The organism is Pedobacter sp. KACC 23697 (genome assembly GCF_045348445.1).
Taxonomy (GTDB): Bacteria; Bacteroidota; Bacteroidia; order Sphingobacteriales; family Sphingobacteriaceae; genus Pedobacter.
This window is the reverse complement of record NZ_CP157485.1, coordinates 4,033,491-4,051,373: the sequence shown is the minus strand read 5'-3', so window position 1 is coordinate 4,051,373 and position 17,883 is coordinate 4,033,491. Positions and strand designations below refer to the sequence as shown.

The following is a 17,883-nucleotide window of genomic DNA, read 5'->3' as shown; positions in this document are numbered from 1 at the left end:
TATTTTAAACTGACTTATTTTCTGCACAATTAAACTTGGCTTAAAACGTTAAATATTAGTTAAATATGGCTTGTATAGCCATATTCAAGGGAAAATCCAAAAACTATGCTTGCATATTAAACCTTTGGTATTTTTGGTTCTCTAATTGATACACACACATTAGGTTATTAAAATAAACACACAAATGAAAACACTGAAATCTACGGCACTTGTGCTGGGGCTATTTTCGCTCCTTGCCGGAACCACAACCCTTGTCAGGGCACAAGACTACCAAAACGATTACCAGTCTGATGGTTACAGTACCGGCAATATTTCCCTACAGACTTTTTATGATGAACTTTCGCCTTATGGCACCTGGATACAGGATCCGCAATATGGTTATGTTTGGCGCCCGGACGTAGATCAAAGTGAATTCCGGCCTTATTATACCAACGGACGCTGGGCAATGACTGAATATGGTAATACCTGGGTTTCTAATTACGACTGGGGCTGGGCACCTTTCCATTACGGTCGTTGGGTAATTAACAGTTACCGGCAATGGATCTGGTTACCCGACACCAATTGGGGACCAGCCTGGGTAGATTGGAGAAGTGGTGATGGCTATTACGGATGGGCGCCTATGGCACCGAGCATCAGCATCAATTTAAGCTTTGGCCGCCGTTACGTGGTGCCGGAGTTCTGCTGGAACTTTATCCCTCAGCGAAATATTTATATTAATACTTTCCCAAGATATGATTACGGTCGTAATAACGTATATATCCGCAATACCACCATTATCAATAACACTTATGTGTATAACAGAAGAAGTTATTATGGCGGGCCAAGGGTTGAAGATATCAGGCGCGCAACCAACAGGGACGTAACCGTATATCGTTACGCCGCAAGTTCAAGACCTGGTGCAAGCCGGGTTGGTGGCAGAGAGGTATCGATTTACAGGCCAAGACCTGACCGTAATGCAGTAGTAGATAACCGCAATGCTGCGCCAAGAAGATTTGAGCAAGGCAATGCCGGTATTAGCAGGGGCGGAAGAAACGAGGGGTATAGCAATCGCGATCAAAGAGGCGGTAATCCAGGTAATAACGACAACCGTTTTGGATCGAGAGATAACCGTAATGTTGTGCAGCCTGATAGAAATAATGGTGGTGTAGGCCGGGATAACAATCAGCCAAACAATAGGGGCGAGGCTTATAATAGGGATGCAAACGGACGTATTAGCCGTGGCGGTACCAACGGAATTGATAATGGTAACAGACAAGATAATGCAAATCGTGGTCAGGATCGGCAACGTTTAGATCAGATCAGACAACAACGCAATCAAGACCGCATGGGAATGGATCAACAACGTAACCAACGCGATATGCAGCCACAGCGAGGTCAGGATGATCAACGTGTTCAGATGGAACAACAAAGGGCACAGCGAAATGAGCAAATGCAGCAGCAACGCGCGCAGCAAGCCCAGCAGCAACAACAGGAAAGGGCGCAACGTAATGAGCAAATGCAGCAACAGCGTAATGAACAGATGCAACAGCAACGCGCACAACAAGCCCAGCAGCAGCAACAGGAAAGGGCGCAACGTGATGCTCAGGTTCAGCAGCAACGTAATGAGCAGATGCAACAGCAACGTGCACAACAAGCCCAGCAGCAACAACAAGAAAGGGCACAACGTGATGCTCAGGTACAACAACAAAGAGCTCAGCAGCAGCAACAGAGACAGGAACAAAGAAGATCAGAAGCGCCACAACAAAGGGGTGGTGGTGAAGGTGGAAGGCCATCAAGAGGTGGCAGAGGATAAAATAGTAAGTCCCGATGAAAATCGGGACTTTTTTATGCGGTAATTCTAATAAAGTTAACGTCATTTCGAGCGAAGTGCAACGAAGTCGAGAACCACGTAGTGCTCAGCGAAGCTAAATCTATTAAGATAAATCTCTTCATTCCACTGCGTTCCAGTCGAGATGACGATCTTCATTTTATTACTGCCCTGCTGCCGCATGAAGACTACTTAAATCACTTCCCCTAAAAGTGCTTTCTGCATTTGGATGCAGGTTTTCGGGGTCGAGTAAAAAAGTGGTTATCCCCAGTTCCAATCCAAATTTGATTTCCGATTCGGCGTCATCGCCAATAATTAAAATATCATCTTGGTTAAGTTGATGCTGGTTGATCAGCATTTCAAAGGTTTTTTTCTTATTGGTGGCCGAAACATCTACCACGTGTACTTCTTCAAAATCATCTGCAATACCCAGCATTTTTACTTTAGACAGCTGTTGTTTTGGGAAGCCTGCTGTTACAATAAATTTTCTGCCGGTCAAGCTTTTGATGTAATGGTAATCATCACCCGGTTTTAAAGGCTGGGTTACCGATCTGTTTTGGAGGTAAGAAATTACTTCAGGCATTGTTTCTTCCTTAAAACGGTATTTCTCAGCTACTTTTAGAAAAGGTGTCCTCAGCATTTCCTGTTTGGCTAGTTTAAAATCTTCTTCGCAGATTCCTAAATCCACGCTTTCTAAGAAACGATATAATTCACCCATCAATTGTTCTTCGTTCTGCCTGGTAAAGTAAATGGTATTGTCTAAGTCGATAAAAAATATTCGCTTCATTATGGATTAGTTTTTGTAAGATGAAAAAAATAAAAACACCTGTGGGTTAAATATGTTTATTAAGTAAATCAATAAGACCATGAAAAAAGAAACAAAAATCATAGTAGGCGTATTAGCCGGAGCAGCATTAGGAGCAACTATTGCATTAGCATTATCGTCAGATTCGAGCAGCGATCTGAAAAATAAAGTATCAGATTTTTTTGCTGATCTTTTAGATGCTTCAAAAGATAAATTAGCAGGTTTGGCAGATAAAGCCACAAGCGTTGCAGAAAAGGTTAAAGATAAAGTAGCGGAAATAAACGCGTAAAGAATTGAAAGTGCCGGAGATATCCGGCATTTTTATGCTATATATATTCTAACCAACATCTTAATGAATATTGCTTTTCATGGTGCTGCCCGTACAGTTACGGGGAGTAAGCACCTCATTACTTTAAAAAACGGTACCCAGATTTTATTGGATTGTGGCTTGTTTCAGGGGATGGGGCATGTTACCGATAAATTAAACGACTATTTTGGTTTTGATGCCAAAAAAATCACCTATCTCATTTTATCACACGCACATATCGATCATTGTGGTTTATTGCCAAAATTGGTAGCTGAAGGATTTGAAGGGAATATTTTCTGTACTTCAGCCACGATGGACCTGGCCCGTATTTTAATGATGGATTCTGCTAAAATCCAGATGCAGGATGCCGAATACGCTAACCGTCATCTTGGCGAAGGCGAAGAAGTGGAAGAAGCGCTTTATACAGAAGATGATGTTACCAAAACGGTTGGACAGATGAAGATTGTGGAGTACGAAGAAGATTTTGAGATTGAGGAGGGAATTCATCTGAAATTTACAGATGCAGGCCACATTTTAGGGAGTGCGGCCATACATCTTACCATTACAGAAGATGGAAAATCTACGAAAATTACTTTTTCCGGCGATGTTGGCCGTTATGGCGACTTACTGCTAAAAAGCCCGCAACAATTTGATCAGGCAGATTACATCTTAATGGAATCAACCTATGGCGATTCCTTGCATAAAGATCTCGATCCGATCGAAAATATGCTTTTGGAGATCATCAATAATACCTGTAACCAAAAAAAAGGTAAGGTAATTATTCCAGCGTTCGCCGTAGGCCGTACACAGGAACTCCTTTATGCGCTAAATGGTTTAGAACTGAAAGGTAAATTGCCTGATGTTCCCTATTACGTAGACAGTCCTTTATCATCAAAGGCAACTCAAATACTTAAAAACCATCCTGAAGTATACAATAATGGGGTTAAAGAAATTTTAAAGGTAGATCAGGATATCTTTGGTTTTAAAGGCTTGCGTTTCATCGAAAGCGTAGAAGAATCGAAAGCTTTAAATGCTGATCCACGACCTTGTGTGATTATTTCTGCATCAGGTATGGCAGAGGCAGGCCGGGTGAAACATCATATTAGAAATAACATCAGTAATCAAAAAAATACCATCTTAATGGTGGGTTATTGTGAACCGAACTCGCTGGGTGGTAAATTAATTGCCGGACAGAAAGTAGTTGAGATTTTCCGTCAGGAGTATGAAGTCAAAGCCGAAGTACAATCCATAAAATCGATGAGTGCGCATGGCGATTATGAAGATTTATTACATTTTCTATCAGGTCAGGATCCGGCTAAGGTAAAGCAGTTGTTTCTGGTTCATGGGGAGTACGAATTACAGCAAAATTTCGCTACGAGACTAAAAGATCATGGTTTTAAACATGTTGCGATACCAGAATACCATCAGGTATTTGAGTTGGAGTAAAATTATTATGAAAACTGTTGGTCTGGAATTATCGCCAGACCTTTTTGTAAAATCTGTTTCTACAGGGATTGCAAACCCCGACCAAATTCAGAAGCAATTTTAAAATGACCATTAATGGGGGATAATGAATTAAGATCCCTGCCATAGATATTTTTAATCATTTTTCGCCGCTTTCAGGGGCCTATTACCTCAGCATAAAATTTCCATCTCCCATCATCCCTTTTCCATCATCCAATTTATACATCTTCCATTTTCGCTATCTTTGCATTATGGATGTTTTTGGTAAAGCGCTAACAGATATTTACAGAACGGGTCGGGCAGATACGCTATGGTTGCATAATTCTTATGGAGAACCTGAAGAAATGCCGTTAGAATTTTTCTTCCGTGATGATGAAGATATGCCCGTTTTGGAGCTTCAGGCTTTGCATATGTGCACCGGTAAGGTATTGGATATTGGTGCCGGTGTGGGCAGTCATGCTTTACTTCTGCAAGCCTTTAATATTGATGTAACGGCCATTGATATTTCAGAGGCTGCGGTGAACATTATGAAAGACCGTGGAGTAAAAAAAGCATTTGTACAAGATATTTTTACCTATCAGGAGAAATTCGATACCATTATCATGCTGATGAACGGTATCGGTTTATCAGGAACTTTGTCCGGTTTTAAAGCTTTTTTGATTAAACTAAAAGACCTCATCAATCCTAACGGGCAGGTTATTTTCGATTCTTCTGATATTGCTTATTTGTATGAAGATATGCCTAAACCACAAAATCAATACTATGGCGAGGTATCTTACCAATATGAATATAAAGGCGAAAAAGGCAATTGGTTCGAATGGATTTATGTAGATGAAGAAACCATTAAACAGATTGCGGCAGAAACAGGATGGAATGCTGAATTGATTTTTGATGATGGCGAAGATCAGTATCTGGTTAGACTAACATTAACGCAATAACCTAATCTGTCATTCTGAACGCCGTGAAGAATCTTAAAAAATTGCAATTTAAATACTTACTAAATACACAGTATTAAGGCAGGTCCTTCGACAGGCTCAGGATGACATTCAATCTATGTGATTATTTCAATTTAGCGATTAAATTAATCTGTCATTCTGAACGCCGTGAAGAATCTTTTGACGACAGCAAACTAAATCTGCGCAAAGAACTCTTCACTACATTCAGGATAAGGTAGTTAAAAATTAAAAAACGTTTGTCTTCCGCCAACTTTTTGACCAAAGTTTTGGATATTGTAAGTAAGCGTAAGCATCCCATATCTGCCCAGGTTATTGCTTTGCGCATCAATAACACTGTTGCCTGTAATCTGGATGGTTCTGCGTACGTTGCTCTGTAAAATATCGTTTACCGAAAATTTTAATTGGGCCCTGTCATTTTTCATGAACAGGTAAGTCAGCGCGGCATTCCAGAATTTAATATTATTGTTATAACCTGCAATTTTTTGCTCGTTGATAGTTAAAGCATAACTCGTTTCGAAAACCACTTTTTTAGGATAACGGATAATCAGTTCAGAGGTACTCTGATGGGTATTGTAGCTAATGTTGGTGTAAAAACTATCGTTGTACTTACTGCGGTTTAAATTGATAGAGTACGATTGATTGATTTCTACTTTATCGTTCAAGCTTAACCTGATGCTACCATTTGGGCCAACATAGAAAACATTGGCATTGCTAAGGATATTGTTAACAATAACCGGGGTATGATCGAAATTAGCCCAGAAACCTAGCCCAGCCTTTAAGCTCGTTTTATCTTTCCGGAAATCTTTTGAAATGTTAGCCCCACCCTGAAAATTATAAATACCGCTCATATTAATTGGATTAACCGTTTGAACGCCATTATTGATGGTAATAGTGTTAATTATGCCATTTTTGGTGAAATTGCCATAGCCGTATAAGTTGTAATTAATAAGGTTTTTAGGGTCGTATTTATACATATACATACTTAAACTCTGCATACGGGCTGGCAATAAATTGGGATTTCCATTTCTGATATAAAGTGCATTTGTATTGTCTGCCACCGGCTGGAGATAACTCACGTTAGGCTCTGTAAAACTGGCTGTATAATTAAATCGGAATATTTTATAAGTTAATTGAAATGTCGGCCACATAAAATGATAACGTTGATCGATATCTGCACCATTTGTGAAACGGTTGTTTAACGAAATATAATTATGTACCAACCCTGGTTGAAGGTATAAATCTTTAGTAAGTTTATACCCAAGGCTAATGTTTGTATTGGTTTTAAATCCATTTTGTTTAACGGTTTGCGATAAATTCGGTATCACCATGTCGTATAGCTGGTTAGCCGGATTACGGTAAAATGTACTTAATGCGTTTTCGCTATTAATAATATTTCCATTGATATCGGCTTTAAATTTCAGTTTTTTACTGATCGGTTCCGAGTAGTTGCCATAAAGGTAAGACCTGAAGTTATCTACATTATTTTGTCTTAACTGATCAATTTCTGAAGTAGATGGCGTGAGGTAAAAAATACTGTTGCTTTTATTGTAATTGGTAACAGGGTTTGGTGTTGCAGAAATATCGGCGCCAATATTTAAAGATCTTCCGGCCTTTTTAAAATCCTTATTAAAATCGGCCCTTAGCTGATATTTATTACCGGAACTGTTTCTATCATTCAGATTTTCGAGCGTATTGATCAGCTGGTTGTTTGCATTGCTGTTGTTCGAAGAAATTTTACTGATCGAATTATTGGAGTTTAATACCATTGCAGGCTCGATAGTTAGTTGTGTTAACGAGTCAATCTGCCAGTCTAATTTTCCACCAATATTATGCTTTAGAATAAGAGATGTGGTATTTTCATTGGCGTTGGTAATTAAACGATCAGTGCCAAGGGTTTGGTTGGTGTTGGAAAGTTTCTCTAAAAGGTTATTGGACTTTCCGAAGAAATACTGCGTATTAAATTTGATCCCTTTTTTATTGATGGTATTAAAATTAAAACCACCGCCGGACGAAGTTTGAACACCATTATTACTTCCTCCAAAATTGATACCGTTAAACTCAAAATAACCGCTGGAACTCATCATCATAGAGTTGACACCGCTTCTGTTAAATCCACCTATCCGCTGTACATCATTAGGGTTAAAGCCGGGCTGGTTGATGTTGTTTCCATAAGCCAGTATACTTACCTGCGTAGTATCCCTGAAAAAGTTCATTAATCCACCTGCCTGATATAAATCTTTTAAGCCTCCTCCGGCATATAGTTTACCGAAGGCACCTTTTTTAATGGCTTTTTTCAGTTTTAAATTGATAATCTGCGGAATTTCAGCTGCAGTTAAATCGGGAGCGCGTCTTTTAGCCTGTTTATCTTCAACTACCTGTACCTTATCTATGATATTTGCCGGCAGGTTTTTGGTTGCAATCTGCTGGTCACCACCAAAAAACTCTTTTCCGTCTACTAAAATCCTGCTTACTGTTTTGCCGTTAACTTGTATAGAACCATCGGCCGCGATGGCCACGCCCGGAAGCTTTTTTAACAGATCTTCTACCACCGCAGATGGCAGGGTTTTAAAAGATTCGGCATTAAATTCAATGGTATCTTTACGTACAATTACCGGAGGGCGCTCTGCAGAAATGAACACTTCATTTAAATCATTCGCTTTTGTAGAAAGGTAAAGGGTGCCGAGGTTCAAAGCCGGATTGGCTGTGCTTAGTTCTACTTCTTTTCTAAAAGTTCCATATTGCCAGGCTGTTATCACCAGGCGGTATTTTACATTCGGGGGCAGACCATTGATTTTAAACACGCCTTTATCATCTGAAAGTTTATAAGTAGTTAATATGCTGTCGCCAACTTTATAAACCGAAACAGTAGCATAATTTAAAGTGGTTTTGTGGTTGGCACTATCGGCTAATATTCCGGTAATGCTTCCGTTTTTTTGTGCAAACAGGTTAAATATTGTCAGGCTAAAGGCAATAAAAAGTAAGATTTTTTTCATGTACAGTTTAAATAAGAAACCTAAAATTATCGGCTATTTTTTTATGGAATCGATAAATGTGATGAACTGGACCAAAAATGTGATGGATTGGATGTTTGTTCATAAAGACTGACACAAAATTCCCTTATAAGTTGCATGCTGCATTAAATAACTAATATTTTAGTTTAAAAATATGTTGATTATCCTGCATTTGCAAATAGCCACGGAAAAATTACAAACTTGAAAACAAAAAAGCCCCATTGCATGGCAAGGAGGCTGATTGAGCTTATTATTATTAATTTAGTGCAGATCGTTATAATTAATAATTTTTACATCTGGGTTTTTAGCTAAAATTTCCTCCATCCACTTCCGGTGTGATGCGCCAACACCTACTACAACCCTTTTTGCTTTTTGCGCTTTTGCCTGCTCGATGATATTTTTACACATTCCTTCGTTTCTTAAAGTCCATTGAGCAATCATCTCTTTTACCGTTTCAGTTGGGAAACCCGTGTAGCCATAAAAGTGGGGTCCGCCATAAAAGTTCCAGGCCTCATCCAAAACCCCATATTTTACCGTATTCATCCCTGCGTAAGGATCAGCATTAAATACCTTTGCTTCATCTTTACTGTAAGACCAGTATTTTTCTATGGCTTTAACTGTGGCAGCTTCCTGCGAACTGCTATCGGTTTTTGCTTTGCCGATTAAAATCTTGTATAATGAGTCTGTTTTACTCCAGGCCGCTCCCCAGGGTTTATCATAGGTTTGGCAATCCATATTATAAATACGATCTTGTTGTAATTGATAAATAAGCGGGAAATAGATTTTGCTGTACTCGCTTCCCGGTCTGTAGAAACCTATCTTTTTTAACGAGTCTGTACTGCCAAACATCTTTGTATAGGTTGCCAGTTCTTCTTTGCCGAAATGCTGTTTCATATAGTTCTCCAGTACAAAAATCTGATAATCAGCATTTCCTCTATCCCAGTTTTTAGCATAATTAACGGCTAAATTCATTCTTGTTTTATGATAGTAAGCAAATTTAGCGAGTGCTTTCCGGTCTTTTTTAATTTGTGCATCAATGTTTTTAGGGGATTCCGAATTTAATTTTTCCAGATAATCATGTTCTTTTTTAAACAATTCTTTTGCCCAGTTACTTTCTTCCAGTTTACTGTAATCATCCTTTGGCAGGTATTCGCCAAAAACCATATCAGGCTTAAAATTTTTAAGTTTATCGATTATCGCCTGAAAATTCAGGGTCGATTTTGAATTGTCGTGGGCAGAGCCAACTATAACAATTTCGATTTGATTTTGGGCATTCAATTTAATGGTAAATGCCACTAGCAGTAATAATGCAAAGCTAAGTTTTTGAATAGTTCTCATCATTTTGTTTCGTTTTTGTTGAACCAAAGATGAGGATACAAGCTTTACTGCTCAATTTAATTATCCCAAAGGCTTATAATATTATCCCAATCGGAGAAAAGGAGAATTAGTGATTGAGTATCCAAAATGATGTGTTTGAATAGCGGTTTAGGGTTTTCGTACCGGAAATGATGCTATTCCATCAGTTTTTGATTAAAGCCAACGATTAATTTAAACAGATCTTTATACTTGGTAAGTGGTAAGGTTTCGGGTTTATCGAATATATCATGATAGGCAGAGGGACCACCCTGTGTATAAATGAAGAATGCAGGTACACCTTTTTCAGTAAAGAAATAATGATCGCTATTGGCCGCTTTACCTCTCGGATTGATTTTGGTAATATAATGATGTTCATTATTAATGGCATTTAGCTGTGCAAAGGCTTTAGGGTAAACAGAGGCATTAACCACTGTCATCCCGGCTGCTCCTGTACCCACTAAATCAAGGTTAATGAGGAATTTTATGTTAACTAAGGGAACCAGCGGATTTTCTACAAAATACCTTGATCCCAATAATCCAGCTTCTTCGCCAGCAAAACAGATAAAACCAATAGAGTAGGGCTGGGGATTGGCGGCGTAGTATTTGGCGAGACTCAGTAAAGTAGCCACACCAGCCGCATTATCGTTTGCGCCTGGGAAATAGGTAGCTGCCCCCATTCCACCCAAGTGATCATAATGTGCGGTAATGATGAACAATGAATCAGGATATTTAGTTCCTTTTACTAAACCAGAAATGTTGGCTGCCTGAAAATTTGGGATAAACTTGTTTTCAATGTCTACGCTGATTTCTTTCGGGATGGCAGCGAAGCGCTTTTTATTAAGCTGTATGGTGGTAACATCTCCAACCTCGGTAGCTACAGACCAGGTTAGTTTATCTTTTAGTAAAACTTGTAGTGATGGTGTAGCGCGGTAGTTAAGGCTGTCAACCGGAGTTAGTTTCGATATTTGTTTAACACCCGGACTTTCATTATTTATAATGAAATCTTCGCCAGGAATGAGTTTTTTGCCATTAATGCTTACTTTCATTTTCCCGGGGAAAGTATTTACAGGAAAATTAAACATCTGTTTATATGCTGTTCCCATTGGCGATAAGCCTATTTTTTGATAGGCATCGACAATATAATCAGCCGCTTTTTTCATCCCATCTTTGGTATAACCCCTGCCCCAGAATGCTTTTGAGGTAAGGGTATTTACCACATTACGGGTATAGGTAGAATCCTGCGCAAAAGTGTTGATAGCCAAAAACAAAAAAATAATAGCCCAAAGTTTTTTCATGGCGGAATTTAGTAAAATAAAGTTATTGTTGATTGAACTCCGCTATCGCTCGTTTCTAACGAGCGTTGAATATATATCGTTTACAAACGATAGAATATGGCTATTAATGCACTTGTTTGGAAACGAGCGCAAACATTTTTAAATTTAAACCTGCCAGATTTAAACACAAAAGAAGGTTGATGTTTAACAGCTTCTGCCGTTAAACATCAACGATTGATTATAAATTGATTTTTTTTACTTTACCAGATAAGGCTGTAGAGCTGCTTTAATTTTCTCTTTGTTTTGGCTTGCAGTCCATTTTTCTTTAATCGATTGATCGCCTAAGCTAAAAAGCGTTTCGTAAAGCAATTTCCCGTTTGCCACGGTTTGTATTTTAAATGTGCTTTGCGCGCCAATAATATCGGCCCAAACACCACGTACATCAGCCCAGTAAGCACTCTGGCTTGCCCACCATTTTTGTGCATTTGCGAAAGTTTCAGGGTCTATTTTGGTAAATTCCTCGTAACCTTTTTCAATAGCTAAAAGTTTATCACCACTGGCTGAGCGTATAATTTTTTTATTGTCCTGCTCAAACATCCAGCCGTTTTTGGTAAGGGTAATTCTGCTGCCACGGTTTAATACATTATAATCTTTACGTACAGTTGATTCTCTTCTTGGTAGCGGAGAATCGGTTTCGCTTGACCATGAATCATGCCCGCCAATATGGCTCCATGTGCCAAAGCCCTGGTACCGCGGACTATCATCAACCTGATAAACTTTCTGCGTCCATTTGCCCTTCACATCGGCTGGTGTTAAATTTCCTTTTTTCCAAGCATTACCCTCGGTATAAAGCATAATGTCTGTATCTTCATAAGTCCAGTCCTGGCGCCAGTGTTTAATTACTGTGGTATCATTAATGGCCAGCATATGCTGGATCACGATTCTTTTAGGTTCATCAACAATAATTTCGGCCCATTCATTGCCATGGCTTTCGTAAGGCTTACTGAATTTGTAATTAGGGTCCGGAGCGGTAACTTCACCGTAGTTAAAATTCACTTCATAAAAACCAGCTAATGATTTTATTGCTTTTCTGTCCTTTTCCAATTTTTCTTCTGGAGAATCTATTTTAGTTTGTGCATAAGTATTAAGGGTGATTAAACCGGTTAATACGAAGATTAGGTTCAATAACTTCATTTTTGTAATTAATTAGGTTGTGGGTAATTTTCCGCAGCTGCGGTATTTTTCTTCTTTTTCTTTTTGCCCCACCAGATGATAAATCCGGTTATAGGCAAACTTGCAGCAATTAAACTGGCAAAGAATGCCATTATTTTTCCGGGAAGGCCTAAAATAGCGCCAACATGGATATCGTAATTCATGCCGATAAGGGCCTCACCTGTGTTTTTATCGCTTTGTTTTTTACGGGCCAGTAATTTGCCGGTATACTGATCGAAAAGCAAAACATCAAAATCCCAATAAGTTTCTTTGCCTTTGTAGCCGGTTGCATAAATGGTTGCTGTACCACCTTCGGCTGGCGACATTCCAATGCGTTCTGCATTTTTAAACATCTTTTGTGCAGTTTCAAAAGCTACATCAAAAGGAATAGCTTTAACGGTTTTAGTCGAATCTGATTGGGCTTCTATTGCTTTTGGAGGTAAGGTACTGCCAGATGCCACTACATAAACTGTATTCTGGAACCATTGAAAGGCCCACACCAGACCGGTTAACGCGAGCATTAAACAAATGGTCATCACATAAAAGCCAAGTACATTGTGCATATCATAGTTGATGCGTTTAAATTTGGCTTTCCATTTGATTTTGAAACTTTTATCGAAGTTTGATTTCTTGAGGTTTTTCGGCCACCACATTACCATGCCTGAAATCAAAAGAAAAACAAAAATAAGGGTGCTCCAGCCAATAACCTGCTGCCCAATGGGATGGTTGATGAGAAAACTCCAATGCAGCATTTTAATGATGCTGAAAAATTCGTATCTGTAATCGGAGACTAATGTAACCTTACCTGTATATGGATTAATCAGTACAATGTCGTAATAAGCTATCGAATCGAAATACCAAAATGCTTTAGGATTGCCGGGCTTGTAAGCCCCAAATTCCCATGCCCGATCGGACTGGGTATAACTTGATATAAAAGTAATCTTTTTCTTTCCGCCCAACGTTTTTTCGGCGGTTGCTTTCAATATACTTAACGAAATTGTTTTTTGATTTGCCGGTACCTGAACAAAAAATTCTTTTCTATGGATAAACTCAGTAATTTCTTTCTGAAAGGCAAAAATACAGCCGGTAATGCCCAAATGAAAAACCACAAGACCGGTAGCAATGCCCAGCCACAAGTGCAGCCAATCGCTGATACTCCTGATCCGCGATTTATTTGTTTTTTTTTGTATCGGTTTCCTGGGCGACATTAAGCTGTATGGAGTAAAAGAACCAATTGGCAGATTTGATGGCCAATCGGTAAAAAAAAATGAGTTAATCCGTTTATTGAACTTCGGTAGTATAGGTTACCAAATGCCATGTTTTTTCGTAATCCTTTCCGTTCAGTTTTCCAGGTGTTTTATCTTCTGTAAAAGCTTCCATAAAGTAATTTCCTTTTGCAGCTGGTGTAAAGGAAAATTTGCCCTGCGCATCGGTTTCTGCAGGTTTACCTTTCTTATCCGGACCAACAACGGTTAATTTCTGGCCTGCGAAAGGCATATTATTGTAAATAACCTCATGAACGGCCGTTTCGCCAACTTTTAAAACGTGTTTGGCTGGTCTGATCGTTAAAGCAGCCCCGGCCGGAAAAGTGGTGTTGATTTTGGAGGTACCAACAGCAACATCGGCAAAAGCATAGTACTCGATTTTTGCTTTTTCATAAATAGCAGCTACCTCGTGCACAATAGAAATTTTGTAATTACCTTCCTGGTCAGGTGTAAAACTGGCTTTATAAAAAAGTAAATCCGGCGAAACCGTTAAAACTTTTGTATTGCCATTGGGCGACGTTAAAACCAATTTGAATTCTTTCAGGTTGCTGAACCATTTTGCCGCAGAATCCGGTTCGTTACTTTCATATTCTCCGAAGAATACTTTTACTTCCTGAGGCTGCCCTTTTTTACCTGTTGAAGCTGTTTCAATCCATAAGGCATGTGCAAATACATTCGAGATGCTAAAGGCAAGGGATAATGCCAGTAATGCGATTTTAGTTTTCATGTTTTCGGTTTTAAAAACCGGGAGCAGCTGATCTGATCCAGATACTCCCGATTGGATATTATTAGAATTTATAAGTAACACTTCCAGTAAAAGTTCTCAGGTCTTGAGGATTCATTGTGCTGTAACCTGTCCAGTATTTTTGGTTGGTGAAATTATCTACTTTGGCACCGATCCTGAATCTGGGGTGATCATAAAATACCGATGCGTTAAAAACTTCGTAAGCAGGTAGGATAAATACGCCCTGGCTTACACTGTTCACAATTTTATTATCGCTGGCATAGTTACCACCGGCACCCAAACCAAAGCCCCTTAATGAGCCTGCGGCAAATTTATAACTGATCCATAAGTTTGCCGAGTATGGCGAAGCAGAATAAGCATCACGTCTTCCTTCAACATCCGGAGAAGCATTTTGTAAGCGGTTATCGTTATAAGCAAAGCCCGCAATAATGTTTAAGCCATTTAATGGATTGGCTACAACTTCTGCTTCTATACCTTTGCTAATTTTGTTGCCATCCTGGATTTGTGCATTCGGATTAGAAGGATCGCCATTGTAACCCCTTACAATATCTTTCACTTTGATATAATAATAAGATACCGATCCGGTTAATTTACCTCCAAACAGGTTGCTTTTAACACCACCTTCTATCTGGTTAGCTTGTTCCGGTTTAAATGCATCGCCTTTAAAATCTATACCATTAATGTTGTTAAAACCGTTCTGGTAGTTTGCAAACAGCGATAGCTGATCTTTAACAGGCTGAAAGACCAGGCCGAATTTTGGCGAGAAAACGGTTTGTTTATAAGCACCTTTTGGCGCTGAACCTGCACGGTCAGAATTACCTTTGTTGTCAAATCGGTCTACCCTAATAGCAGCTAAAGCAATTAATCTGTCGGTTAGGTTAATCACATCAGCAGCGTAGGCACTATAAGTGTTCGATTTAAAATTAATCGGATATTTGGAATAGGCATTTGCTGCATAAATGGCTGCTAAATTGTACTCTGTGAAGTTGTTATAATTGCTGCCTGTTCCGTTTTTATTTGTTAAATCAAAGCTATCGATACCATAAAACAATTGATCGGAGTTTTGACGTAAATAATCTAAACCTAAAACCAGCCTGTTCCTGATTGATCCCAGGTTAAAAGTACCATTAAAATTTTGTTGAATTTCGTAGTTGTAAAGTTTGCTGTTATCTGTTGATTGATCTGCCCTTGAGATAAAATCAGCGCCTGGTGCAGCAGTTGGGTTGCCCAGTGGCGGATAATTATTTGGAACCAGAAACAGGTATGTTCCACGGCCATTAGAAAAACTATAGCTGGATGAAAAGCTGGTGTGTGATGACCAGTTTTCGTTAAATTTATAATTTGCCTGGCCAAAGAAAGTAGTACTGTTATACTTTTGCTTCATCACATCACCTGTAAACGATTTATCGTACGGTATGCCCGACTGATCTGCCCGGTCAAAACCAAGGTCTTTTACCGGAAAATAGAAGAAAACAAATGGTTTTAAAGTGTTATTACCATTTGCGATTTCAGCATCAAAAGTAAAATCCAATTTATCGTTTACTTTATAGGCTAAACTTGGTGCAACAAAGAAACCCCTGTCGAATACATTTTGCTGGAAAGAGCCTTTATAGTTATAAGATGCATTGATACGGGCATAAATGTGGTTGGCTTTATCAACAGGGAAATTAAAATCGGTACTTACCCGGTTTAAATCATAGCTACCAGCCGAATAGGTTACTTCTCCGCCCAAACCTTCGAAAGGTTTTTTGGTGATGCGGTTAATTAAACCTCCATAAGAAGTTAAGGTGCTACCAAATAAAGTGGCCGATGGACCTTTAATGAATTCAACACTTTCGATGTTGGCTGCATCATTACGGCTGGTTACATTACCTGCAATTCCATTTCTTAATTTCGACTGTACAATAAATCCCCTTGATGCATAATAGGCACCACCATCTCCGCCACGCCCGGTTGATTCCCACATTTTTTGAATACCCACTGCATTACGTGTCGCATCATCAACTGAGAAAATCAATTGATCGTTAAATGTTTCTTTGGTAATGGTGGTATAAACCTGGGGATTTTCCAGGTTGCTTATTGGCATTTTAGCTACATAATCACTCTTTTGGGCACCATATTTATTGGCTTTACCTTTGTTAATATTAACCTCATTAAGCTGGTTTGAATTCTGGCTGATCACAAAATCAATTGTTTTGTTTTCACCCGCGGTTAGGGTAACAGATTTTTCTATGCTCTGAATGCCAACACCTGATATACGTATAATATAAGAACCAGGTTTAACGCTGTGTATTTCGAAAAAACCTTTATCATTGGTAACATTTCCAAGACCTTTTCCTTTTAAACCTACCGATACATAAGCAGCTGGTTTTCCATCGGAAGTTGTAACAGTACCATTAATGGTGGAATATTGTTGCGCAAAGGAGAGCAGGCTGGTAAAAGTGAATAGAAAAGTGAAACTAAAAAGTTTGATTTTAAGCATTGCAATATTTATTTGGATTAATTCTAAACGATTGCAAAATAACGTCAGAAATCGGTATAATCCAAATTATTTTGAATTATTCTAAATTAGAAAAGAAGCCTTCTGGAGATTATCACGAATTAATCAGTAGATACCTGTTAATAATAAGAGGTTTATTAATAATCAAACAAACATTTAAATGTATAATTTAAAAGATAATTAGTGTGTTAATATGTTAATATATAATTAGTTTGAGTTAAAATCGAAGTGAAATATATGTCGAAAAAAGCTTTAATTTGATGGAGACAATGTGAACCTCAGTAGACATTCCTAATATAAATATTTTAAAATTTAAAAAAAAAGTCACAACTCAGTAAATGCATTAACTAGCATTTATTCAAACACAATCTTTATGAAATTAACATCTATTATTTCGTTCTCCTTGATTTGTTTTTTCTTCTTTTCCTGTAAAAAAGAAGAAGATGTAAATTACAAAGTTACAGAGGCTGTTTCCTTATTTGAAAACGCCAAATCACTTAACATTTTAGCAAGTAGTACAACAGGAAATTATGTGAAAGTCTGCCCAAATGGGTATACGGGTTGCGGAGCTACATCAGGAATTGTATGTGAATCATCACAACAACCATGCGTGATACCGGTAGTTATACTCCGAAAATATCCTTGTCCTGGTTCGAATTTATATGGTTGTAAGTCTGGTCTTCAAACAGGCGCTATATGTGAAACTGCACAGGCATGCGCTGGAGAAAATCATCCATCACCTTGTAATTATGGAGGTATTGCCTTTGGTTGTTTTGCAGGCGCTCCCATAAGCGGACCAAGTTGCGCTACATTAGTTAATTGCGAAACCCCACCAGATTGATCTTAGTTACGTTTTCTAATTAAAACAATTAGAGTTAGGTTATTCAATGGAGAAAGAAACTCAATTTAATCATAGTTTAATGAGAAAACTTAATGTCATTTAATTTTCTCATTAATTGGTATTTAATTTTTTCCATTTAAAAAAGCGATGAAAATAAAAAAATAAAGAATATTGGTATCGCTGTACTTTAAATGTATCATCATTTAATATTATAATTAGTAACAGCACTGAAAATATTGGAAAGCTTGTCCTGATGGATTACTTGTGTCGCTAATTAACTTTTCTTATTTTCTTTCAATTTTACTAAATTAACCAGTTTTAAGAGCCAGTATATAGCTTA

At 38.4% G+C, this 17,883-nt stretch carries 13 protein-coding genes; 5 read left to right on the top strand and 8 right to left on the bottom strand.

All coding sequences use genetic code 11. From position 1 onward, the window contains the following. The first annotated feature begins 184 nt into the window (after nt 1–184). Nucleotides 185–1,792, top strand: coding sequence for a DUF6600 domain-containing protein (locus tag ABEG20_RS16255; RefSeq protein ID WP_406824331.1), 1,608 nt, complete (start codon nt 185–187; stop codon nt 1,790–1,792). 178 nt (nt 1,793–1,970) lie between these two features. Here ABEG20_RS16255 and ABEG20_RS16250 read toward each other — a convergent pair whose 3' ends face one another. Then, complete coding sequence (locus ABEG20_RS16250; protein ID WP_406824330.1) at nt 1,971–2,594, bottom strand: HAD family hydrolase; 624 nt, start codon at nt 2,592–2,594, stop codon at nt 1,971–1,973. A 79-nt stretch (nt 2,595–2,673) separates the two neighbouring features. On the opposite strand from ABEG20_RS16250, the gene ABEG20_RS16245 reads away from it, so the two are divergent. The 3 genes from ABEG20_RS16245 (at nt 2,674) to ABEG20_RS16235 (ending at nt 5,321) form a co-directional block, all read left to right on the top strand. Beyond that, the gene (locus tag ABEG20_RS16245; RefSeq protein ID WP_406824329.1) at nt 2,674–2,901 is read left to right on the top strand and encodes a YtxH domain-containing protein; all 228 of its coding nucleotides are present in this window, start codon (nt 2,674–2,676) and stop codon (nt 2,899–2,901) included. A gap of 63 nt (nt 2,902–2,964) precedes the next feature. Further along, the gene (locus tag ABEG20_RS16240; RefSeq protein WP_406824328.1) at nt 2,965–4,365 is read left to right on the top strand and encodes an MBL fold metallo-hydrolase RNA specificity domain-containing protein; all 1,401 of its coding nucleotides are present in this window, start codon (nt 2,965–2,967) and stop codon (nt 4,363–4,365) included. 269 nt (nt 4,366–4,634) lie between these two features. After that, nucleotides 4,635–5,321, top strand: coding sequence for a class I SAM-dependent methyltransferase (locus ABEG20_RS16235; protein WP_406824327.1), 687 nt, complete (start codon nt 4,635–4,637; stop codon nt 5,319–5,321). A gap of 236 nt (nt 5,322–5,557) precedes the next feature. Here ABEG20_RS16235 and ABEG20_RS16230 read toward each other — a convergent pair whose 3' ends face one another. The 7 genes from ABEG20_RS16230 to ABEG20_RS16200 form a co-directional block, all read right to left on the bottom strand. Next, the gene (locus tag ABEG20_RS16230) at nt 5,558–8,332 is read right to left on the bottom strand and encodes an outer membrane beta-barrel protein (RefSeq protein ID WP_406824326.1); all 2,775 of its coding nucleotides are present in this window, start codon (nt 8,330–8,332) and stop codon (nt 5,558–5,560) included. Nucleotides 8,333–8,611: 279 nt separating this feature from the next. Next, nucleotides 8,612–9,691, bottom strand: coding sequence for a DUF5694 domain-containing protein (locus tag ABEG20_RS16225; RefSeq protein WP_406824325.1), 1,080 nt, complete (start codon nt 9,689–9,691; stop codon nt 8,612–8,614). A gap of 170 nt (nt 9,692–9,861) precedes the next feature. Further along, a complete protein-coding gene (locus tag ABEG20_RS16220; RefSeq protein WP_406824324.1) occupies nt 9,862–11,001 on the bottom strand; it encodes a M28 family metallopeptidase in 1,140 nt (379 codons plus the stop codon). 234 nt (nt 11,002–11,235) lie between these two features. Continuing rightward, entirely contained in the window at nt 11,236–12,174 is a 939-nt protein-coding gene (locus ABEG20_RS16215) for a DUF6607 family protein (RefSeq protein ID WP_406824323.1), read from the bottom strand. Nucleotides 12,175–12,182: 8 nt separating this feature from the next. After that, complete coding sequence (locus ABEG20_RS16210; RefSeq protein WP_406824322.1) at nt 12,183–13,400, bottom strand: PepSY-associated TM helix domain-containing protein; 1,218 nt, start codon at nt 13,398–13,400, stop codon at nt 12,183–12,185. 73 nt (nt 13,401–13,473) lie between these two features. Then, entirely contained in the window at nt 13,474–14,184 is a 711-nt protein-coding gene (locus ABEG20_RS16205; protein ID WP_406824321.1) for a DUF4198 domain-containing protein, read from the bottom strand. Between the two features lie 61 nt (nt 14,185–14,245). Beyond that, nucleotides 14,246–16,684 carry a TonB-dependent receptor domain-containing protein gene (locus ABEG20_RS16200; protein ID WP_406824320.1) on the bottom strand — a complete coding sequence of 813 codons (2,439 nt, stop codon included), beginning with the start codon at nt 16,682–16,684 and terminating at the stop codon, nt 14,246–14,248. 391 nt (nt 16,685–17,075) lie between these two features. On the opposite strand from ABEG20_RS16200, the gene ABEG20_RS16195 reads away from it, so the two are divergent. Next, nucleotides 17,076–17,543, top strand: a complete 468-nt coding sequence (locus tag ABEG20_RS16195; protein ID WP_406824319.1) for a hypothetical protein — start codon at nt 17,076–17,078, stop codon at nt 17,541–17,543. The last annotated feature ends 340 nt before the right edge of the window (nt 17,544–17,883 follow it).